Here is a 19876-nt window from a genome sequence, read left to right on the forward strand (position 1 = left end):
ATGCTTCTGTGCATCGACACCGGCAACACCAACACCGTGTTCTCGATCTGGGACGGGAACAGCTTCCTCGGCCACTGGCGCATCTCGACCGACCACCTGCGGACGGCCGACGAATACTTCGTCTGGCTGTCCTCGATGATCGCGCTGCGCAAGCTGGACGTGTCGATCGACGCCTGCATCATCAGCTCGACCGTGCCGCGCGTGGTGTTCAACCTGCGCGTCCTCTGCAACCGCTACTTCGACCTGCGGCCGCTGGTGGTGGGCAAGCCCGACTGCCTGCTCCCGGTCCAGCCCCGCGTGGACGAAGGGACGACGGTGGGCCCTGACCGGCTGGTGAACACCTGGGCCGCGTTCGACCGCTACGGCCCCGACCTGACGGTGGTCGATTTCGGCACCGCCACCACCTTTGACGTGGTGGACATCGACGGGGCCTATGTCGGCGGGGTGATCGCGCCCGGCGTGAACCTGTCGCTCGAGGCGCTGCACATGGGGGCTGCGTCCCTGCCGCACGTGGACGTGACCCAGCCGCAGCAGGTGATCGGCACGAATACGGTTGCCTGCATCCAGTCGGGCGTGTTCTGGGGCTATGTCGGCCTTGTCCGCGAAATCTGCGCGCGGATCCAGGGCGAACGCGGCCGCAAGATGACGGTTATTGCAACCGGGGGACTGGCCCCGTTGTTCGACCAGGCTGACGGTCTGTTCCACAGCTGGGACGAAGATCTGACGATGCACGGGCTTCGGCTCATCCACGATTACAACAAGGAGATGGGCAATGGCTGAGCGCCTGATCTATCTGCCGCTGGGCGGCGCGGGCGAAATCGGGATGAACGCCTATGTCTACGGCTACGGCGAGCCGGGGCGCGAACGCCTGATCCTCGTCGATCTGGGCGTGACCTTCGGCGACATGGACAGCGCGCCGGGGATCGACCTCATCATGGCCGACATGGGCTGGCTGGAAGACAACCGCGACCGGCTCGAGGCGATCTTCATCACCCACGGGCACGAGGATCACGTGGGCGCGCTGGGGCTGCTTTACGGCCGCCTGAAGGTGCCGGTCTATGCCCGCCGCTTCACCGGCACGCTGGCGCGGATGAAGATGGAAGAGGCGGGCCAGCCCACCGACAAGCTTCGCATCGTCGCCCCCCGGCCCGAAATCGTGCATGCCGGTCCCTTCGACGTGCAGTTCGTGCCGCTGAGCCACTCGATCCCCGAAAGCTCGGCGCTCATCATCGACACGCCGGCGGGGCGCGTCGTGCATACCGGCGACTTCAAGCTGGACGGAACCCCGGTCGTAGGCGAGCCCTTCGACCCGATGCTGTTCCACGAGATCGCGAACGAACGCCCGGTCAAGGTGCTGGCCTGCGATTCCACCAACGTGTTCAGCCCCAACCCCGGCCGGTCCGAGGCGATGCTGGCCAACCCGCTGCTCGACTTCGTCGTGGCGCAGAAGCAGATGGTCGTGGCGACCACCTTCGCGTCGAACGTGGCGCGGTTGAAGACGCTGGCGGATGCGGGCATCGCCGCCGGGCGGCAGATCTGCCTCCTGGGCCGCGCGATGCGCAAGATGGTGACGGCGGCGATCGAAACCGGCGTCCTGACCAGTTTCCCCGACGTGATCGGCCCCGAACAGGCGGCGGAGCTTCCGCGCAACAAGGTCATGCTGATCGTCACCGGCAGCCAGGGCGAGCGCCGCGCCGCATCCATGCAGCTGTCGATGGGCCGGTACCTTGGGCTCGAGCTGAAGGAAGGCGACAGCTTCCTGTTCTCGAGCCGGACGATCCCGGGGAACGAGCGCCCCGTGATCCGCATCATGAACAACCTCAGCCGCCGCGGCGTGGACGTGTTCGATGCCGATGACGGGTTCTACCACGTCTCGGGCCACGCGAACCGGCCCGACCTGCAGGCCGTCCACGACCTGCTGAAGCCCGAAATCCTGATCCCCATGCACGGCGAGCACATGCACCTGCGCGAGCACGCAGCCCTCGGTCAGGCCAAGGGGATCGCGACCGCCATCGCCACCAACGGCACGATGCTGGACCTGACGGGTGCCACGCCGCGCGTGGTGGACGACGTGGCGACCGGCCGGCTGTATCTGGACGGCACGGTGCTGATCGGGGCGATGGACGGGATCGTCCGCGACCGCATCCGCATGGCGCTGAACGGCCACGCGACCGTGTCGATCATCATCGACGAGAACGACGAGCCGCTGCCCGACGCCTGGGTGGAAACCATGGGTCTGGCGCAGCAGGGCCGCGCGGGCGTGCCGCTGGCGCGTCACCTGGAATCCGAGCTGGCCGAGTTCCTGGACCGGGTCGATGCCCGCACAGTCATGGACGACAAGAAGCTGGACGAGGCGATACGCAAGATCACCCGCAACGTCGCCATGGAAGAGATCGGCAAGAAGCCCGAGGTCAAGGTCATCATCAGCCGCCTCGCCGCGGACTGACGCCGAGAGCGGGGCGGGCAGGCACTTGACCTCCGCCCCGCCGCGCGGCATCGCCCGCCCATGACCGAGTTCGACCCGACCCCGCCCCGCCGCAACTTCTACGGCCGCCGCCACGGCAAGACCCTGCGGCAAAGCCAGAAGGGCTACCTGTCCGAGGACCTGGGCGACCTGCGCCCGCGCGGGATCACGGTCCACGAGAATCCGGACCGCACGCCGGTCGACCCGCGCGCGATCTTCGGCGACGACCGGCCGCTGTGGCTGGAGGTCGGGTTCGGCGGCGGCGAGCACATGGTCGCGATGGCCGCGCGCTATCCCGGTATCGGCATCATCGGCTGCGAGCCGTTCATCAACGGCGTGGCGATGCTGCTGGGCAAGATCCGCGCGGCGGGGGTGACGAACGTGTCCGTCCATCCAGGCGACGCGCGAGACCTGATGGACGTGTTCCCCGACGCCTCGATCGCGCGGGCGTTCCTGAACTATCCCGACCCCTGGCCCAAGGCGCGCCATCACCGCCGCCGCTTCGTCACGCCCGAGCATCTGGTGCCGCTGCACCGCGTGCTGGCACCGGGGGCGGAGTTCCGGGTCGCGACCGACATCCCCGACTACATGCGCCAGACGCTTGAAGAGGTGCCGAAGGCGGGCTTCACGCTGGTCGCTGAAGGACCCGAGGCGTGGGACGACTGGCATTCGACGCGCTACGAGCAGAAGGCGCTGCGCGAGGGCCGCGCGCCCCACTACGCGACGTTCCGGCGGTAGGCGCGGCGCCTCCGGCGGGGATATTTCGGGACAGAAGATGGCAGGGCCGCGCCGCCCGCGCTAGTGTCGCGCCCGAACACGAGGAGCCGCCATGCCGCACGACGCAGAACCCACGCCGTTGACCGCCCGCCGCGCCGGACCGCTGAGGGGGGAGGCGCGGGTGCCCGGCGACAAGTCAGTGAGCCACCGGGCGCTGATACTCGGCGCGCTGTCGGTGGGCGAGACGCGGATCACGGGGCTTCTGGAAGGGCAGGACGTGTTGGACACCGCGCGCGCGATGCAGGCGTTCGGGGCCGAGGTCGAGCGGCTGGGCGAGGGTGCGTGGTCGGTTCACGGGGTGGGCGTCGGCGGGTTCGCCGAGCCTGCGGGCGTGATCGACTGCGGCAATTCCGGGACCGGTGTGCGGCTCATCATGGGGGCGATGGCGACGACGCCGATCGTTGCGACGTTCACCGGCGACGCCAGCCTGTCACGGCGGCCGATGGGGCGGATCACCGATCCCCTGCGGCTGTTCGGGGCCGAGGTGACGGCGCGCGGGGGCGGGCTGCTGCCGGTCACGATCCTGGGCGCGGCGGATCCCGTGCCGGTGCGCTATGCGACGCCCGTCGCCAGTGCGCAGATCAAGTCGGCGGTGCTGCTGGCCGGGCTGAACGCGCCCGCGCAGACCGTGGTGATCGAGGCGGAGCCCACGCGCGACCATACCGAACGAATGCTTGCGGGCTTCGGCGCCACCATCCGCACCGAGATCACGGACGAGGGCCGCGTCATCACCCTGACCGGCCAGCCCGAATTGCGGGCGCACGCGGTGGCGGTGCCGCGCGACCCGAGCTCGGCCGCGTTCCCGGTGGCGGCGGCGCTGCTGGTGCCGGGGTCCGAGACTCGGGTGCCGGGCGTCAGCCGCAATCCGACGCGGGACGGGTTCTACGTCACGCTCACCGAAATGGGCGCGGACCTGACCTGGGAAAACGAGCGCGAGGAGGGCGGCGAGCCGGTCGCGGACCTGGTCGTGCGCCATTCGGCCCTGCGCGGGGTCGAGGTCCCGCCCGAGCGCGCCGCGAGCATGATCGACGAGTTCCCGATCCTGTCGGTGGTGGCGGCGCTGGCTCAGGGCACCACGGTCATGCACGGCGTGGCCGAGCTGCGGGTCAAGGAAAGCGACCGCATCGACGCGATGGCCCGCGGCCTGAAGGCGAACGGGGTCAAGGTCGAGGAGACGCGGGACAGCCTGACCGTTCACGGCACGGGCGAGGTTCGGGGCGGGGCGACCTGCCTGACCCATCTCGACCACCGGATCGCAATGAGCTTTCTCGTCCTCGGCATGGCGGCGCGCGATCCGGTCACGGTGGACGACGCGGGCCCGATTGCGACGAGCTTTCCGGACTTCCTGCCGCTGATGCGGGCGCTCGGGGCCGATATCGGCTGAGTGCCCGCCCCCGATTTGCCGTCGGTCAGCCGTAATGGTCGACCGGGGTGCCCGCGAGGGCCGAGATGTTCAGCAGCCCGCGCGTCGTGATCGAGGGCGTCACGATATGGGCGCGGTTGCCCATCCCCATCAGGATCGGCCCGACCTCCAGCCCCTCGGCGCGAGTTTTCAGGATGTTGCGCACCCCCGAGGCCGCATCCGAGCCCGCGAAGATCAGCACATTCGCCGCGTCATTGCCCAGCCGCGAGCCGGGGAAGATCCGTTCCCGCACCGACGGGTCGAGTGCTGCGTCGACGTGCATCTCCCCCTCGTAGATGAAATCGACCTGCGCCGCGTCCAGCAGCGCCAGCGCGGCCCGCATCTTGCGCCCCGAATAGGTGTCGAGGTTGCCGAACTGCGAATGCGAGCAAAGCGCGATCTTCGGCGTTAGGCCGAAGCGGCGGACGTGGCGGGCGGCGCCCACCGCGGACGCGGCAACCTGTTCGGGGGTCGGGTCGTGGTTCACCTGCGTGTCGGCGATGAAGATCGGCTCGTCCTGCAGGATCATCATCGACAGCGCCCCGATCGGGTCCAGCCCGTCGCGCCCCAGCACCTGCCGGATGAAGTCCAGATGCCACGAGAACTGCCCGACCGCGCCGCAGATCAGGCTGTCGGCCTCGTTCCGGTGAACCATGATCGCGCCGATCGCGGTGGTGTTCGTCCGCATGATCGACCGCGCGACGTCGGGGGTGACGCCGCGCCGGGCCATCAGCCGGTGATAGGTTTCCCAGTAGTCGCGGTAGCGCGAGTCGCTTTCCGGGTTCACGATCTCGAAGTCGGTTTCCGGCCGGATCGGCAGGGCCGCGCGTTCGCAGCGCGTCGCGATCACGTCGGGGCGTCCGATGAGGATCGGCACCTCGGTCGTTTCTTCCAGCATGGCGTTGGCGGCGCGCAGGACCCGCTCGTCCTCGCCATCGGCAAAGACGATGCGGCGGGTGGCGGTCGCCGCCGCCTCGAACACAGGGCGCATGATGAGGGCCGAGCGGAAGACCGAGCTGTCCAGATTGCGCTTGTACGCGTCGAGGTCGGCCACGGGCCGCGCGGCCACGCCCGACTGCATCGCGGCGCGGGCGACGGCGGTGGCGACGACGCCGATCAGGCGCGGGTCGAAGGGCTTGGGGATCAGGTAGTCCGCGCCGAAGCTCAGCCGCTCGCTGCTGTAGGCGGCGGCGGCTTCGGCGCTGGTGGTGGCGCGGGCCAGCGCCGCGATGCCTTCGACGCAGGCGATCTGCATCTCGTCGTTGATGCGCGTCGCGCCCACGTCCAGCGCGCCGCGGAAGATGAAGGGGAAGCACAGGACGTTGTTGACCTGGTTGGGATAGTCGCTGCGGCCGGTGGCGATGATCGCGTCCGGGCGGGCGGCGCGCACCTCCTCGGGCATGATCTCGGGCCGGGGGTTGGCGAGAGCGAAGACGATCGGCGGCGATGCCATCCGCGCGACCATGCCGGGCGCCAGCACGCCGGGGCCGGAAAGGCCCAGAAACAGGTCCGCGCCGTCGATCACGTCGTCGAGCGTGCGCAGGTCGGTCATCTGCGCGAACGCCGCCTTTTCGGCGTTCATGTCGATTTCGCGGCCCGCGTGGACAAGGCCGTGGATGTCGCACAGCCACACGTTCTCGCGCCGGACGCCCAGCTTCAGCAGCATGTTGAGGCAGGCGATCCCCGCCGCGCCGCCGCCGGTCGAGACGACCTTGATGTCCTCGAACCGCTTTCCCGCGACCAGCAGCGCGTTGGTCGCGGCCGCGCCGACCACGATGGCGGTGCCGTGCTGGTCGTCGTGGAAGACGGGGATGTTCATCGACTCGCGGCACAGTTTTTCCACGACGAAGCAGTCGGGCGCCTTGATGTCTTCCAGGTTGATCGCGCCGAAGGTCGGCTCGAGCGCGCGGACGATGGCGGCGAGCCGCTCGGGGTCGGATTCGTTCACCTCGATGTCGAAGCAGTCGATGTTGGCGAACTTCTTGAACAGGACCGCCTTGCCCTCCATCACCGGTTTCGAGGCGAGGGGGCCTATGTTGCCCAAGCCCAGCACCGCCGTTCCGTTGCTGACCACGGCGACGAGGTTCCCGCGCGAGGTGTAGCGGGCGGCGGTCGCGGCGTCGGCCTTGATCTCAAGACAGGCCTCGGCCACGCCGGGGGAATAGGCGCGGCTCAGGTCGCGGCCGTTCGCGAGCGGCTTCGTTGCGCGGATTTCCAGCTTTCCCGGGCGCGGAAATTCGTGGTAATCCAGCGCCGCCTGCCGTGCCGTGTCCTGCCGCCGTTCGTCCATTCCTGCCCTCGTTTATGCTTTGGTCGAAGGCTAGACCCGTTCGCCGGCACGTCCAACCCCGTAGCGCGCAGTCCGGTCCCGGTCGCGCGCCGCTTTCCCTGCCTGAAAGGAGCTTTCCCCCCGTGACGCTGATCGACGAGGCCCGCAAGGTGCGGGAACTGGCCTACGCCCCCTATTCCCGCTTCAAGGTCGGCGCCGCCGTCCGGGGCCGCAACGGCGTCGTCTACGTCGGCTGCAACGTCGAGAACGTGGCCTATCCCGAGGGCACCTGCGCCGAGGCCGGCGCCATCGCCGCGATGGTGGCGGGGGGCGAGACCGAGTTGGTCGAGGTCTGCGTCATCGCCGAAAGCGGCAAGCCGATCCCGCCCTGCGGCGGCTGCCGCCAGAAGCTGGCCGAGTTCGGCGACGCCAACGTGCCCGTGCTGCTGGCGACGACCGGCGGGCAGACCCTTGCGACCACCATCGGCGACCTGCTGCCGGGCCGGTTCGACGCGACCCACATGGCGGATGTCGCGCCCCAGTGACGGGGTGTGGCGGCCGCTTGGCTGATCGCGCCCGATCGGGCATCAAGGGCGCATCGCCCGCCTGCAAGGACCCTCGCATGACCGACGCCCCGCATCTTACCGTGATCGATCATCCGCTGGTCCAGCACAAGCTGACGATCATGCGCGACAAGCGCACCTCGACGTCGGGGTTCCGCAAGCTTCTGCGGGAAATCAGCCTGCTTCTGGCCTATGAGGTCACGCGCGAGCTGGACCTGACCACGACCGAGATCGAGACGCCGCTGTGCCCGATGCAGGCCCCGGTGCTCGAGGGCAAGAAGCTTGCGCTGATCTCGATCCTGCGGGCCGGGAACGGGCTTCTGGACGGTATCCTGGAACTGATCCCGGCGGCGCGGGTGGGCTTTATCGGGTTGTACCGCGACCCGGTGACGCTGCAGCCGGTGCAGTATTACAGCAAGGTCCCGGCCGATCTGGACCTGAGGATGGTGATCGTGGTGGACCCGATGCTGGCCACGGGAAACAGCTCGGCCGCGGCGATCGACCTGCTGAAGAAAGCGGGGGCACGGAACCTGCGCTTCCTGTGCCTGCTGGCCGCGCCCGAGGGCGTGGCGCGGATGCGCGAGGCGCACCCGGACGTCCCGATCTTCACCGCCGCGCTGGACGAGCGGCTGGACGAGCAAGGCTACATCCTGCCGGGCCTTGGCGACGCGGGCGACCGCATGTTCGGCACGAAATAGTGGCGGCCTTAACCCGGAATTAGCTGCTCACCCCGTAGCGTCGGGAAAAGGGTTGGCGAATCGGGTGGCATCATGCGGGTGAACGGACTGGGCGCGTTGATGGCGGCGATCGCCGGCACGTGGGCGCTGCTGCTGTCCTGTCAGGCGGGGCATGCGGACGGGGCGGCTGCAGGGCCCGTCGCAGGTGCGACGGTGGCCGGGGGGCGCCCGGCCGAGCCGCCGCCGGCCGATTTCACGGGCGGGCAGTTTATCGACAGCGCGGGCTGCGTCTTCGTGCGCGGCGACGGGGTCTGGGACGCGCGGCAGGCCCGCGACGGCTCGCCGATCTGCGGCTATCCCCCGACCTTCTCGGCCCGCCGAACGGGCCCGGACCGGCTGACGCCGCTGTTCCCCGACACGGTCGAGGACGAAGGCACCCGCATCCGCCGCGAACTGACGGAGACGGTAATGGCCGGGCTTCAAACCGGCGAACTGGCAGGCGCACAGAGCAGTGGCGAGCGCGACGGGCCGTCGACAGGGCCGACGGGATCTACGATGGCGACGGGAGCGCATGATCCGTCCCCGCTTCCCGTCGCGGCAGCGCCAGGGGAACTGCCCGACCCAACGAGCACCCTTGCCGCAAGCATCGCGGCGGCGCCCCGGTTGCGGGCCGGCATCGCCCGCGCAGGTGCGGGCGACCACTCGGCCGAATTGTGCGAACTGCTGGGCGCGAATGCCGGAACGACCGGCACTCTGGGTGCGCCGGACACGCTGGGCATGTGCGGGGGGATGGACGATGTGCTGGCCGGTCGTCGCCGGGTAGCAGCGGTGGAACCAGCTGACGTTGCGCCGCAGACAATCCACTCCGGTGTCAAGGCAGCCGCTGCGGAACGAGCCTCGGACAAGGCCGCGGATCGTCGCTCGGGTCGCGTTGCGCCGACGACCCGCGCGGTAAAGCAGACGAAGTCGCGTCCCGACCTCAAGGCTAACCCCGGCGCGGGCGCGTTCTCGACGGCGATGATCCCGGCGGGGGCGCGGTTCGTGCAGGTGGGCATGTTCGGGGACCCGGACAACGCCCGGCGGGCGGCGAAGCGCCTGTCGTCGATGGGGCTGCCGGTGTCGCAGGGGCAGACGGCGGTGCGGGGGCGGCAGTTGCAGACGATCATGGCGGGGCCGTTCGACAGCAGGCAGGGGATCGTCCGCGCGCTGGACCGGGTGCGCCGGGGCGGGTTTCCCGACGCCTATCCGCGCTGATCGTTTGGTAACCCGTCCGAACCAGCCCCTGGCAGCACCGTGCGCGGGCCTGCGCTCGGGCGGTTTGCGATCGGACCGGCCGCGCTCGACCGGATTGCGACCAGACGGACTGCGGTCAGCCGGACTGCGACCAGACGGGCGGCGCTCAGGCAGGCGGCGGATCGGGGTCGCAGATGCGCTGCAACTGCACCCATTCGCCGTCGCTAAGGACCGGCGCATCGGGCGCGCCCATGCGGAACGGATCGGCCTCGATCAGCCCCAGAACGGATTCGCCGCTCGGGTCGATCGAGCGGGCGTAGGGCGTGCTTGGAATGCCGGATTTCTGGAACGCGGCCAGCAGCGCGTCGTCGGGCGCGCGCGCGGGCGGGTGCGACAGCAGCTGCTCGGCATAGCCCGCAAGCGACGCGTCGGGCAGTGCGCCCGACGTCAGCAGCGTCACCGCCGCACCAAAACCCGCGAACTGAAGCGCGCCGGCCATCGGGTCCTGACCCTCGGCCGCCACCTGCGCGGCGACCACGTGGCCGATCGCGACCTCGGGGGCGGCCTGGCCCGCAACCAGCTCGTTGCCAAGGACGATCAGCTTGCCCGGCAGCGCGCGGGCGCCGCGCAGCGTCGTGGGCAGTACCAGAACCCGGCTGTCGGGGCCGAGCGTGCGCTGCGCGACCCGGTCCAGCACCGCCGAACCCGCCGCCCGCGCGCAAGGCGCGCCGGTCGAGACCTGCAACTGCGCGAGGATCTGGCGACCGACCGCGTCGCGCTGCGCGGGCGGCGCGATCAGCGCCGCGTGGCGGATCACCGCGTCGGGCAGCCAGACGATGCCCGCCGTCAGCAGCGCCAGCGCCGCCAGCGCGACCAGCCCGCCGCGCACGCGGCCGGGCCGGGGGCGGCTCGCGCGGATCGCGAGATGAACCTTTTCGATCGCCGAGATCATCAGCTCGTCGTCGATTTCCAGGATCTCGTCGTTGTCGGGCGGGCCGGGGGCGAAGATCGCGGGACGCTGCCCGGGGTTCAGCCGCGTGACCGCAGGCAGCGACCAGTGTGAGAGCGGCCGCTCGGACCGCGGATCGCTCAGCACCAGCGTCGCGTCGCCGACCGACACGACCACGTCCTGCAGCCGCGCACCCGGGCCCTCGCGCCAGACGCCGGGCGATTCAAGCCGCTGGAACGCGCTGAGCACCGTCACGATGCGCCGTCCGGCTGCGGCGACGGCGTCTTAGGCAACGCAGCGACGGCACCGAAACCCGTGCGACCAAAGCCCGCGCACCGATCGTTCCGCCGGTCGCGTCCGCCCTGCCGCTGTCCTGCCATGCCGCCCCTCGTGCCGCCCCGTGTGCGCCCGTGTGACCCCTACGCGCCGCGCCGTCAGGATACGGCGACGGCGCACGCGCCCGCAATGGCCGCGACCTCAGCCTTCATGCGAGATCGTCATGCCGCGGTCGCGGGCCAGATCGCGCATCCGGTCCTGCAGCTTCTCGAAGGCGCGGACCTCGATCTGGCGGATGCGCTCGCGCGAGACCTCGTAGCGGCCCGACAGCTCTTCCAGCGTCAGGGGATCGTCGCGCAGGCGCCGTTCCATCAGGATGTCGCGCTCGCGATCGGTCAGCACGTCCATTGCCGCCGTCAGCATAGAGCGGCGGGTTTCCAGCTCGTCCGCCTCGGCAAAATCCGACGCCTGGTCCGCGCTTTCATCCTCCAGCCAGTCCTGCCACTGCGCGGTGGAATCGCCGTCCGCCGACCCCACCGTCGCGTTCAGCGAAGCGTCGCTGCCGGCGAGGCGGCGGTTCATCTCGATCACTTCCTGCTCGGTCACGCTCAGGTCGTGGGCGATCTGTTTCACGTTCTCGGGACGCAGGTCGCCTTCCTCCAGCGCGCCCAGCTTGGCCTTGGCCTTGCGAAGATTGAAGAACAGCTTCTTCTGGGCCGAGGTCGTGCCCATCTTCACGAGGCTCCACGACCGCAGGATGTATTCCTGGATCGAGGCGCGGATCCACCACATCGCATAGGTCGCAAGCCGGAAGCCGCGTTCCGGGTCGAAGCGTTTCACCGCCTGCATCAGGCCCACGTTCGCTTCCGAAATCACCTCGGCCTGCGGCAGGCCGTAGCCGCGATAGCCCATTGCGATCTTGGCCGCGAGCCGCAGGTGCGAGGTGACCAGACGATGCGCGGCCTCGCTGTCCTGGTGATCGACCCAGGCCTTGGCGAGCATGTATTCCTCTTCCGGTTCCAGCAGGGGGAACTTGCGGATCTCCTGCAGGTAGCGGTTCATCCCCTGTTCGGGGCTTGGCGCGGGAAGGCCGGTGTAGTTTGCCATGACGGTCCTTGGCGGGTGCGTGCGGATGGGTGCCGGGGGAGGGGGCGGGGCCTGATCGAACGCCCTCAGCCGCCGGGGGTTCCTGCATGCAGAGTTTGCAGCAAAGCCGCCATGTCTTGCGGCATGGGGCTGTCGAAGTCCAACCAATTGCCCGTGACCGGGTGGGCGAAGCCAAGCTGCGCCGCGTGGAGCGCCTGCCGGGGAAACGCCTGCACGGCCGCCGCGGCCTCGGGGCCGAGCGCCTTGGTGGACGCCTTGCGCGCGCCGCCATAGGTCGGATCGCCCATCAGCCCCAGCCCGCAATGGCCCAGATGCACGCGGATCTGGTGGGTGCGGCCGGTTTCCAGCCGGCATTCCACCAGCATCGCCGAAGGCGGCGTACCGAAGCGTTCCAGCATCCGCGCGCGGGTGACCGCGTGGCGGCCACGGTCAAAGCTGACCGCCTGGCGCTGGCGGTCGGTCGGGTGGCGGCCGAGCCTGGTCGTGATCCGCAGGACGCCGCCCGGCTCGAACGCGACGCCGGGCAGGCCGCGCAGGCGGGCGTCGGCCGGATCGATCGTGCCGTGCGCCAGCGCGAGATAGCGGCGGGCGGCGCTGTGATCCTCGAACTGCCGCGCCAGTCCCTGGTGCGCGCGGTCGGATTTGGCCGCGACCAGCAGGCCCGAGGTGTCCTTGTCGATCCGGTGAACGATTCCCGGCCGCGCCTCGCCGCCGATCCCCGACAGGCTGCCCGCGCAATGGGCAAGAAGCGCGTTCACCAGCGTTCCCGACGGGCTGCCCGGCGCGGGGTGGACGACCATGCCGGCGGGCTTGTCGATGACGATCAGCTCGTCGTCCTCGTAAACGACCGCCAGCGGGATCGCCTCGGGCAGGGTCTCGACCGGGGCGGGGTCGCCCAGGGCGATGCGGTAGGTTTCGCCCGCCGTGGGTCGGGCCTTGCCGTCGCGCACAGGCCCCGCGGGGCCATGGACCGCGCCTTGGGCGATCAGCCGGGCCAGGCGTGACCGCGACAGCGCCGCGTCGTCTGGCGCAGCCAGCGTCAGCGCCTTATCAACGCGGTCGGGCGGGTCGTCCGGGATGGTGAGGAACAGGTCGGGCATGGCTCAGGACGATACGCGCGACGGCGATGCGGCGAAAGTGCCGGAACTGCGCTGGTTACGGGTGCTGGTGACGGTGCTTGCGGGGGCGATGGTGCTGGGCGTGACGTCGATCGCGGCGATCCTGTGGCTGCGCCTGTCCGAACCGCCGCTGCCGGTGCTGCCCGCCGGCATCGCGCTGCCCGCTGGGACGTCGCCCGCCGCCGTCACCTTCGCCCGCGATTGGACGGTGGTGGTGACGGACGCGGGCGAGATCCTGCTGTTCGCCCGCGACGGGTCGCTGAAACGCCGCGTGCCCGCCGACTGAACCCTTAGCCCGGCGGGGTCGCGCCGTGGTCGGGCCGCTTCAGATCGTCGATCATCGCCCGCAGCTCGGCGTTTTCCGTCCGCGCCTTCACGGCCATCTCGCGCACCGCCTCGAACTCCTCGCGGGTGACGAAGTCGCGGTCGGCGAGCCACCGGTCGATCACGCCCTTGAACGCCGTCTCGGCCTCGTCGCGGGCGCCTTGCGCCACGCCGACCGCGTTCGTCATCAGGCGCGAAAGATCGTCGAACAGGCGGTTCTGCTGGGTCATGGCTGGTCCTTACGCCGGCGGATGCGGATGTCAGCGCCTATATGGCCCCGGCCGCCCCTCGCTTCAATGCACCAAAGGGTGCACCCGCGCCGGCTGTCCGGCGGCGGCAGGCGTTGACTTGGGGCCCCCCGGCGTCCAAGCGTGCCCCCGACCGATCCCGGCCGCACATCCGACCGCAGCCCGGATCACCCCCGACCGGACCGAACAGCCCGCATGATCCCGTTTCCCGACATTTCGCCTGAAATCTTTTCCATCACCGTGGCGGGGCGAGAGTTCGCGCTGCGCTGGTATGCGCTGGCCTATCTGGTCGGTTTGCTGGCCGGCTGGCGGATCATGGTGGCGCTGATGCGCAGGCCGGCGCTCTGGGGGGACCGCGCGCCGATGGCGGCCGAGCAGGTCGAGGAACTGATGACCTGGATCGTCGTCGGGGTGGTTCTTGGCGGGCGGCTGGGGTTCGTCCTGTTCTACGAGGCGGACTACTACCTCGCCCACCCGGCCGAGATCGTGCGCGTCTGGCAGGGCGGCATGTCGTTTCACGGCGGGTTCCTGGGCGTGGTGCTGGCCGCCTGGGTGTTCGCGCGCAGGAACGCGATCCCGCCGCTCAGGCTTGCCGATGCGCTTGCGGTCGCCACCCCGGTCGGGCTGGGGCTGGGGCGGGTCGCGAACTTCATCAACGCCGAACTGTGGGGCCGCCCGACCGACCTGCCCTGGGGCGTGGTGTTTCCGGGCGAGGCCGCGCAGGCCTGCGCCACGGCGACGATGGCCTGCGCCCGCCATCCGAGCCAGCTTTACGAGGCCGCGCTGGAAGGCGTGCTGCTGCTGATCGCGCTTGTGTGGCTGGTGCGGCGCGGCGGACTTGGCCGTCCCGGTCTGGCGCTGGGTGTGTTCCTTGCGGGATACGGTCTGGCGCGCTTCGTGGTCGAGTTCTTCCGCCAGGCCGACGCGCGCTTCATCACCCCCGACAATCCGCTGGGGCACGTGCTGGGCGGTCCGGTCTGGGGCGTGACGATGGGGCAGCTTCTGTCGCTGCCTATGGTGGTCGTCGGCGCGGGCTTCATCCTGTGGGCCTTGCGGCGGACCGGGATGCGCGCGCCGTGACGCCGCTTGGCCGCCTGATCGCCGCGCGGATCGCCCGCGACGGCCCGATGCGGCTCGACGACTACATGCAGACCTGCCTGCTGCATCCCGAACACGGCTATTACAGCACCCGCGATCCCTTCGGGGCGGCGGGCGATTTCACCACCGCGCCCGAGATCAGCCAGATGTTCGGCGAGCTTGCGGGCCTTGCGCTGGCGCAGGCGTGGCTGGACCAGGGCGCGCCCGCGCCGTTCACGCTGGCCGAGATCGGGCCGGGACGGGGCACGCTGATGGCCGACATCCGCCGCGCGACGCGGGCCGTTCCGGGCTTTGCCGACGCCGCGCGCCTGTCGCTGGTCGAGGCGTCGCCGCATCTGCGGCAGGTGCAGGCACAGGCGCTGGGGCCGGTTGCGCATCTGGACAGCGTGACGGACCTGCCCGACGCGCCGCTGTTCCTGATCGCAAACGAGTTTCTGGACGCGCTGCCGATCCGCCAGTTCGTGCGGGTCGAGCGCGGCTGGGCCGAACGCATGGTGACGGTGCGGGACGGTGCGCTGGGCTTCGCGCTGGCCGCCCCCGTGGACCTGCCGCGTGAAGGGGCCTTGGGCGAGGTGTTCGAGGACCGGCCCGGCGCGGCCGCCGTCGTGGCCGAGGTCGCGCGGCGGATCGTGGCGCGGGGCGGGGTCGCGATCCTTGTCGACTACGGCACCTGGGATGGGCGCGGCGACAGCCTGCAGGCGCTGCGCCGGCACGGGTTCGAGGATCCGCTGGCCAACCCGGGCGAGGCCGACCTGACCTCGCACGTCGATTTCGCGCCGCTCGCGGCCGCGTCGATGGACGCGGGCGCCGCCGTTTCGGCCCCCGTGCCGCAGGGCCAATGGCTGCGCGCCCTGGGGATCGAGGCACGGGCCGCGCGCCTTGCGCAGGCGGGGGACGCGGGCGCGGCGGACGCGCTTCACCGCTTGACCGACCCCGCCGCGATGGGGCACCTGTTCAAGGCAATGGCGATCTGGCCGCGACACGCACCCGCCCCGCCGGGTTTCGCCGGATTGGAGGATCATGCAGCCCACGCTTGAAATCCTGACCCATCCCGCGCTCGCGCCGGTGCGGCACGGCTTCTTCACCCGCAAGGGTGGGGCGTCGTCGGGGCTGTTTTCGGGGCTGAACTGCGGGCGCGGATCGTCGGACCAGCAGGACGCCGTGGCGGTTAACCGCAGCCGCGTGGCCGACGCGATGGGCGTCGCGGCGGGCAGGCTTGCGACCGTGCATCAGGTCCATTCCGACGTGGTAGTGACGCTAGACGGCGACCTGGACGTGGCGGCGCTTGCCGAAACCCGCGCCGACGCGCTGGTCACGGCCCGGCCGGGCATTGCGATCGCGGTCCTGTCCGCCGACTGCCAGCCGGTGCTGTTCGCCGACCCCGAGGCGGGCGTCATCGGCGCCGCGCATGCGGGCTGGAAGGGGACGCTGGGCGGCATCCTGGACGCCACCGTCGCCGCGATGCGCGCGCTCGGCGCGACCCGCATCCGCGCGGTGGTGGGCCCGTCGATCAGCCAGCGCGCCTATGAGGTGGGCGAGGACTTCATGGACCGCTTCCTGGTCGAGGATCCCGAAAGCAGCCGCTTTTTCTCGGGCGGGCCGAACGGGCGGCCGATGTTCGACCTGCCCGCGCTCGGCGTCGCGCGGTTGCGCGACCTGGGGGTCGAGGCGGAATGGTCGGGCCACTGCACCTATTCCGACCCCGAGCGGTTCTTCAGCTATCGCCGCAGCACCCATCTGCACGAAGCCGATTACGGCAGGCTGATCTCGGCAATCTCGCTGTAGGGCACGGCGGCCCGCCCGTCAGTGCCCCGCCCGCGCCCGCGCCTCGACCACATCGAAGGGCACGCCCGGCTCGTCCTTTGCGTCGCGGATCACCAGCGAGGTCTTGACCGACGCGACGTTCGGCGCCGCCGTCAGCTGATCGGTCAGGAAGCGCTGGAAGCTCGACAGGTCGGACGACACGCATTTCAGGATGAAATCGACCTCACCATTCAGCATGTGGCATTCGCGAACCAGGGTCCAGTCGCGGGCGCGCTGCTCGAACGCCGAAAGGTCGCGCTCGGACTGGCTGACCAGGCGAACCATGGCGAAGACATGGACCTCGAACCCCATGGCGCGGGCGTCGATGTCGGCGTGGTAGCCACGGATGAACCCCTGCTCCTCGAGCGTGCGGACGCGGCGCAGGCAGGGCGGCGCGGATATGCCCACGCGGCGCGCCAGCTCGACGTTGGTCATCCGCCCGTCCGCCTGCAACTCGGCCAGGATACGGCGGTCGATCTCGTCCAGCTTCGCACCCGCCATGTCGTCCTCGGCCCGTTGATCGTTCCGGCCAGTTAGTCACGGGGCGGCGATCGCGCAATAATCTTTCTCATCACGGCTGCGATGTTGCGCGGCGGCGTCAGGGCGCATAGCTGTGCCGGATCACGCATTCCTGCAACTCACAGGGCCCGTTCCGATGACCGACACCGCCGCACCACGCCATGTCCGCCTTCTTATCGTCGGTTCGGGGCCCGCGGGTTACACGGCCGCGGTCTATGCCGCGCGCGCGATGCTGCAGCCGGTGCTGATCCAGGGGATCCAGCCGGGCGGGCAGCTGACGATCACCACCGACGTGGAAAACTGGCCGGGCGATACCGCCGTCGAAGGCCCGGCCTTGATGCAGCGGATGGAGGATCATGCCCGCGCGATGGGGGCCGAGATCGTCACCGACCTCGTGACCCGGCTCGACCTGCAGCAGCGGCCCTTTGCCGTCGACTGCGACAGCGGCTCGCGGCTGACCGCCGACGCGGTGATCCTTGCGACGGGCGCGCAGGCGCGCTGGCTGGGCCTGCCGTCGGAATCGAAGTTCCAGGGCTTCGGCGTCAGCGCCTGCGCGACCTGCGACGGGTTCTTCTACCGCGGCAAGCCGGTCGTGGTCGTCGGCGGCGGCAACACGGCGGTGGAAGAGGCGCTGTTTCTTACCAATTTCGCGACCAAGGTGACGCTGGTCCATCGCCGCGACAGCCTGCGGGCCGAGCGGATCATGCAGGACCGCCTGTTCCGCAACCCGCGCGTCGAGGTGATCTGGAACCATGAGGTTGACGAGGTGCTGGGGACCGAGGCGCCGCTGGGCGTGACCGGCGTGCGGCTGAAATCCACCGCCGACGGCAGCACGCAGGTGGTTCACGCCGACGGGCTGTTCGTCGCCATCGGCCACACGCCCGCGTCGGAACTGGTCGCGGGCCAGCTGCCGCTGCGCGACGGCGGCTATGTCGAGGTGGCGCCGGGCACCACCCGCACCGCGATCCCGGGCGTGTTCGCGGCGGGCGACCTGACCGACGACACCTACCGTCAGGCCGTCACCAGTGCGGGCATGGGCTGCATGGCGGCGCTGGACGCCGAGCACTGGCTTGCATCGCAGGGCGAGGCCGAGGCCGGCCCGGACGCGCCGGCGATGGCCGAGATCGTCGCGGGCTGATCCGCCCGGGGCGTTCGCGCCCGACCGGGGCCGCGCGACGCAATCCTCCGCGCCACAGCGCGCCGACGAAGTTCCGCCGCGTTCGCTCGGCGGTTGCACGCATGGCGTGAGCCGCGTAAGGGGCGGGTGGCGCGCGTTCACCGCCGGCCCTTCCCAGCAACAACTGAAGTTTCGCCATGACGCAGTCCAATCTGACCCCGATCCCGGAACTCTACGTCAACGCCGATTCGGCGCAGAAGCTGAAGGCCGCGGCGGGCGAGATGCCGTCGTGGGACCTGACGCCGCGCCAGCTGTGCGATCTTGAACTGCTGATGAACGGCGGCTTCTACCCGCTGAAGGGCTTTCTGACCGAAGCCGACTATGACGGCGTCGTGAACGACATGCACACGACCTCGGGCGATCTGTGGCCGATGCCGATCACGCTCGACGTGTCAGAGGCGTTCGCGGGCCAGGTCGAACCCGGCACCGACATCGCGCTGCGCGACCAGGAAGGCGTGATCCTTGCCATCCTGTCGGTCACCGACAAGTGGACGCCCAACAAGTCGGTCGAGGCGGAAAAGGTCTTTGGCGCCGACGACGTGGCGCACCCGTCGGTGAACTACCTGCACAACGTGGCAGGTCCGGTCTATCTGGGTGGTCCGATCACCGGCATCCAGGCGCCGACGCATTACGATTTCAAGGCGCGGCGCGACACGCCGAACGAACTGCGCGCGTTCTTCCGCAAGATGGGCTGGCGCCGCATCGTCGCCTTCCAGACTCGCAACCCGCTGCACCGCGCGCACCAGGAACTGACCTTCCGCGCCGCGCGCGAGGCTCAGGCAAACCTGCTGATCCACCCGGTCGTCGGCATGACCAAGCCCGGCGACGTGGACCATTTCACCCGCGTCCGCTGCTACGAGGCGGTGCTGGACAAGTATCCGGCCGCGACCACCCATCTGTCGCTGCTGAACCTGGCGATGCGCATGGCGGGCCCGCGCGAGGCGGTGTGGCACGGCATCATCCGCCGCAACCACGGTCTGACCCACATGATCGTCGGCCGCGACCACGCCGGGCCCGGCAAGAACAGCCAGGGCAAGGATTTCTACGGCCCCTACGACGCGCAGGAGCTTTTCCGCCAGAACCAGGCCGAGATCGGCGTCGAGATGGTGGACTTCAAGCAGATGGTCTACGTTCAGGAACGGGCCCAGTACGAGCCGCGCGACGAGGTCGAGGCGGGCGCCACGATCCTTGACATCTCGGGGACCGAACTGCGCCGCCGCCTGCGCGAAGGGCTCGACATTCCGGAATGGTTCAGCTTCCCCGAAGTCGTGAAGCAGCTGCGCCGCACCTCGCCCCCGCGCGACAGGCAGGGCTTCACGGTGTTCTTCACCGGGCTTTCCGGGTCGGGCAAGTCTACCGTCGGAAACGCGCTGATGGTCAAGCTGATGGAGATGGGCGGCCGTCCGGTGACGCTTCTCGACGGCGACGTGGTCCGCAAGCACCTGTCGTCCGAGCTGGGGTTCAGCAAGGAACACCGCGACATCAACATCAAGCGGATCGGCTATGTCGCGTCCGAGATCACCAAGAACGGCGGCATCGCCATCTGCGCGCCGATCGCGCCCTACACCGCGACTCGCCGCGCCGTCCGCGAGATGGTCGAGGCGTTCGGCGCCTTCGTCGAGGTTCACGTCGCGACCCCCATCGAGGAATGCGAGCGCCGCGACCGCAAGGGCCTCTACAAGCAGGCGCGCGAGGGCAAGATCAAGGAGTTCACGGGCATCTCGGACCCCTATGAGGAGCCGCTGAACCCCGAGCTGCGCGTGGACACGTCCGACATCGACGTGGACAACGCCGCGCACCAGGTCTTGCTGAAGCTGGAACAGATGGGGCTGATCGGGCTTTCCTGAGCCTTTCGCGCCGGGCCTGCGCCGC

19 protein-coding genes are annotated in these 19876 nt (G+C 70.0%); 13 read left to right on the forward strand and 6 right to left on the reverse strand.

What is annotated here, in order from left to right; translation table 11 throughout:
- The 4 genes from FNF32_RS09885 to aroA all read left to right on the forward strand — a co-directional run bounded on the left by FNF32_RS09885 (nt 1) and on the right by aroA (nt 4625).
- A complete protein-coding gene (locus FNF32_RS09885) occupies nt 1-780 on the forward strand; it encodes a type III pantothenate kinase (RefSeq protein ID WP_131673191.1) in 780 nt (259 codons plus the stop codon).
- Complete coding sequence (locus FNF32_RS09890) at nt 773-2446, forward strand: ribonuclease J (protein ID WP_131673190.1); 1674 nt, start codon at nt 773-775, stop codon at nt 2444-2446. Before FNF32_RS09885 ends, FNF32_RS09890 begins: the two co-directional genes overlap by 8 nt.
- A 60-nt stretch (nt 2447-2506) precedes the next feature.
- A complete protein-coding gene (trmB, locus tag FNF32_RS09895) occupies nt 2507-3202 on the forward strand; it encodes a tRNA (guanine(46)-N(7))-methyltransferase TrmB (protein WP_131673189.1) in 696 nt (231 codons plus the stop codon).
- A 91-nt stretch (nt 3203-3293) separates the two neighbouring features.
- A complete protein-coding gene (aroA, locus tag FNF32_RS09900) occupies nt 3294-4625 on the forward strand; it encodes a 3-phosphoshikimate 1-carboxyvinyltransferase (protein ID WP_131673188.1) in 1332 nt (443 codons plus the stop codon).
- 25 nt (nt 4626-4650) lie between these two features.
- Here the strand turns inward: aroA and FNF32_RS09905 are convergent, their stop codons facing one another.
- Nucleotides 4651-6933, reverse strand: coding sequence for an NADP-dependent malic enzyme (locus FNF32_RS09905; RefSeq protein ID WP_131673187.1), 2283 nt, complete (start codon nt 6931-6933; stop codon nt 4651-4653).
- A gap of 122 nt (nt 6934-7055) precedes the next feature.
- Here FNF32_RS09905 and FNF32_RS09910 point away from each other — a divergent pair, with 122 nt between their 5' ends.
- The 3 genes from FNF32_RS09910 (at nt 7056) to FNF32_RS09920 (ending at nt 9406) form a co-directional block, all read left to right on the forward strand.
- Nucleotides 7056-7457: a cytidine deaminase gene (locus FNF32_RS09910; RefSeq protein ID WP_131673186.1), complete on the forward strand. Its 402-nt coding sequence runs from the start codon at nt 7056-7058 to the stop codon at nt 7455-7457.
- A 77-nt stretch (nt 7458-7534) separates the two neighbouring features.
- The gene (gene upp / locus FNF32_RS09915) at nt 7535-8173 is read left to right on the forward strand and encodes a uracil phosphoribosyltransferase (protein ID WP_131673185.1); all 639 of its coding nucleotides are present in this window, start codon (nt 7535-7537) and stop codon (nt 8171-8173) included.
- A gap of 99 nt (nt 8174-8272) precedes the next feature.
- A complete protein-coding gene (locus tag FNF32_RS09920; protein ID WP_185961916.1) occupies nt 8273-9406 on the forward strand; it encodes an SPOR domain-containing protein in 1134 nt (377 codons plus the stop codon).
- 145 nt (nt 9407-9551) lie between these two features.
- Here FNF32_RS09920 and FNF32_RS09925 read toward each other — a convergent pair whose 3' ends face one another.
- The 3 genes from FNF32_RS09925 to FNF32_RS09935 form a co-directional block, all read right to left on the reverse strand.
- The gene (locus FNF32_RS09925; protein ID WP_131673183.1) at nt 9552-10589 is read right to left on the reverse strand and encodes a hypothetical protein; all 1038 of its coding nucleotides are present in this window, start codon (nt 10587-10589) and stop codon (nt 9552-9554) included.
- A 222-nt stretch (nt 10590-10811) separates the two neighbouring features.
- Complete coding sequence (rpoH, locus tag FNF32_RS09930; RefSeq protein ID WP_131673182.1) at nt 10812-11717, reverse strand: RNA polymerase sigma factor RpoH; 906 nt, start codon at nt 11715-11717, stop codon at nt 10812-10814.
- 65 nt (nt 11718-11782) lie between these two features.
- A complete protein-coding gene (locus FNF32_RS09935) occupies nt 11783-12817 on the reverse strand; it encodes an RluA family pseudouridine synthase (protein ID WP_131673181.1) in 1035 nt (344 codons plus the stop codon).
- Here FNF32_RS09935 and FNF32_RS09940 point away from each other — a divergent pair.
- On the forward strand, nt 12816-13121 hold the full coding sequence (locus FNF32_RS09940; protein WP_131673180.1) for a DUF6476 family protein: 306 nt from the start codon (nt 12816-12818) through the stop codon (nt 13119-13121). The two genes, FNF32_RS09935 and FNF32_RS09940, sit on opposite strands and share 2 nt — an antisense overlap.
- A gap of 4 nt (nt 13122-13125) precedes the next feature.
- On the opposite strand, the gene FNF32_RS09945 is transcribed toward FNF32_RS09940, so the two are convergent.
- Nucleotides 13126-13389 carry an accessory factor UbiK family protein gene (locus FNF32_RS09945; protein ID WP_131673179.1) on the reverse strand — a complete coding sequence of 88 codons (264 nt, stop codon included), beginning with the start codon at nt 13387-13389 and terminating at the stop codon, nt 13126-13128.
- A 213-nt stretch (nt 13390-13602) separates the two neighbouring features.
- Here FNF32_RS09945 and lgt point away from each other — a divergent pair, with 213 nt between their 5' ends.
- Genes lgt through pgeF form a run of 3 tightly spaced genes read left to right on the forward strand, consistent with a single transcriptional unit; the run spans nt 13603 to nt 16290 of the window.
- A complete protein-coding gene (lgt, locus tag FNF32_RS09950; RefSeq protein WP_131673178.1) occupies nt 13603-14487 on the forward strand; it encodes a prolipoprotein diacylglyceryl transferase in 885 nt (294 codons plus the stop codon).
- Nucleotides 14484-15542 (forward strand): class I SAM-dependent methyltransferase, encoded by a 1059-nt coding sequence (locus tag FNF32_RS09955; protein ID WP_131673177.1) that lies wholly within the window; start codon nt 14484-14486, stop codon nt 15540-15542. The genes lgt and FNF32_RS09955 overlap by 4 nt, the downstream gene beginning before the upstream one ends.
- Nucleotides 15526-16290, forward strand: coding sequence for a peptidoglycan editing factor PgeF (gene pgeF, locus FNF32_RS09960; protein ID WP_131673176.1), 765 nt, complete (start codon nt 15526-15528; stop codon nt 16288-16290). Before FNF32_RS09955 ends, pgeF begins: the two co-directional genes overlap by 17 nt.
- Before the next feature lie 18 nt (nt 16291-16308).
- On the opposite strand, the gene FNF32_RS09965 is transcribed toward pgeF, so the two are convergent.
- On the reverse strand, nt 16309-16809 hold the full coding sequence (locus FNF32_RS09965; RefSeq protein ID WP_131673175.1) for an Lrp/AsnC family transcriptional regulator: 501 nt from the start codon (nt 16807-16809) through the stop codon (nt 16309-16311).
- A 154-nt stretch (nt 16810-16963) separates the two neighbouring features.
- Between FNF32_RS09965 and trxB the strand changes: the two genes are divergently transcribed.
- Both trxB and FNF32_RS09975 read left to right on the forward strand, forming a co-directional pair.
- A complete protein-coding gene (gene trxB, locus FNF32_RS09970; protein WP_131673174.1) occupies nt 16964-17965 on the forward strand; it encodes a thioredoxin-disulfide reductase in 1002 nt (333 codons plus the stop codon).
- Between the two features lie 176 nt (nt 17966-18141).
- Nucleotides 18142-19851, forward strand: a complete 1710-nt coding sequence (locus tag FNF32_RS09975) for a bifunctional sulfate adenylyltransferase/adenylylsulfate kinase (RefSeq protein ID WP_131673173.1) — start codon at nt 18142-18144, stop codon at nt 19849-19851.
- The last annotated feature ends 25 nt before the right edge of the window (nt 19852-19876 follow it).

Source organism: Paracoccus marinus, assembly GCF_007018965.1.
GTDB lineage: Bacteria > Pseudomonadota > Alphaproteobacteria > Rhodobacterales > Rhodobacteraceae > Paracoccus > Paracoccus marinus.

What these genes read in the sequence shown, in the direction of transcription:
- FNF32_RS09885 (WP_131673191.1), top strand. Translation starts at nt 1, where the DNA reads ATGCTTCTGTGCATCGACACCGGCAACACCAACACCGTGTTCTCGATC.
- FNF32_RS09890 (WP_131673190.1), top strand. Translation starts at nt 773, where the DNA reads ATGGCTGAGCGCCTGATCTATCTGCCGCTGGGCGGCGCGGGCGAAATC.
- trmB (WP_131673189.1), top strand. Translation starts at nt 2,507, where the DNA reads ATGACCGAGTTCGACCCGACCCCGCCCCGCCGCAACTTCTACGGCCGC.
- aroA (WP_131673188.1), top strand. Translation starts at nt 3,294, where the DNA reads ATGCCGCACGACGCAGAACCCACGCCGTTGACCGCCCGCCGCGCCGGA.
- FNF32_RS09905 (WP_131673187.1), bottom strand. Translation starts at nt 6,933, where the DNA reads ATGGACGAACGGCGGCAGGACACGGCACGGCAGGCGGCGCTGGATTAC.
- upp (WP_131673185.1), top strand. Translation starts at nt 7,535, where the DNA reads ATGACCGACGCCCCGCATCTTACCGTGATCGATCATCCGCTGGTCCAG.
- FNF32_RS09920 (WP_185961916.1), top strand. Translation starts at nt 8,273, where the DNA reads ATGGCGGCGATCGCCGGCACGTGGGCGCTGCTGCTGTCCTGTCAGGCG.
- rpoH (WP_131673182.1), bottom strand. Translation starts at nt 11,717, where the DNA reads ATGGCAAACTACACCGGCCTTCCCGCGCCAAGCCCCGAACAGGGGATG.
- FNF32_RS09940 (WP_131673180.1), top strand. Translation starts at nt 12,816, where the DNA reads ATGGCTCAGGACGATACGCGCGACGGCGATGCGGCGAAAGTGCCGGAA.
- FNF32_RS09935 (WP_131673181.1), bottom strand. Translation starts at nt 12,817, where the DNA reads ATGCCCGACCTGTTCCTCACCATCCCGGACGACCCGCCCGACCGCGTT.
- FNF32_RS09945 (WP_131673179.1), bottom strand. Translation starts at nt 13,389, where the DNA reads ATGACCCAGCAGAACCGCCTGTTCGACGATCTTTCGCGCCTGATGACG.
- lgt (WP_131673178.1), top strand. Translation starts at nt 13,603, where the DNA reads ATGATCCCGTTTCCCGACATTTCGCCTGAAATCTTTTCCATCACCGTG.
- pgeF (WP_131673176.1), top strand. Translation starts at nt 15,526, where the DNA reads ATGCAGCCCACGCTTGAAATCCTGACCCATCCCGCGCTCGCGCCGGTG.
- FNF32_RS09965 (WP_131673175.1), bottom strand. Translation starts at nt 16,809, where the DNA reads ATGGCGGGTGCGAAGCTGGACGAGATCGACCGCCGTATCCTGGCCGAG.
- trxB (WP_131673174.1), top strand. Translation starts at nt 16,964, where the DNA reads ATGACCGACACCGCCGCACCACGCCATGTCCGCCTTCTTATCGTCGGT.
- FNF32_RS09975 (WP_131673173.1), top strand. Translation starts at nt 18,142, where the DNA reads ATGACGCAGTCCAATCTGACCCCGATCCCGGAACTCTACGTCAACGCC.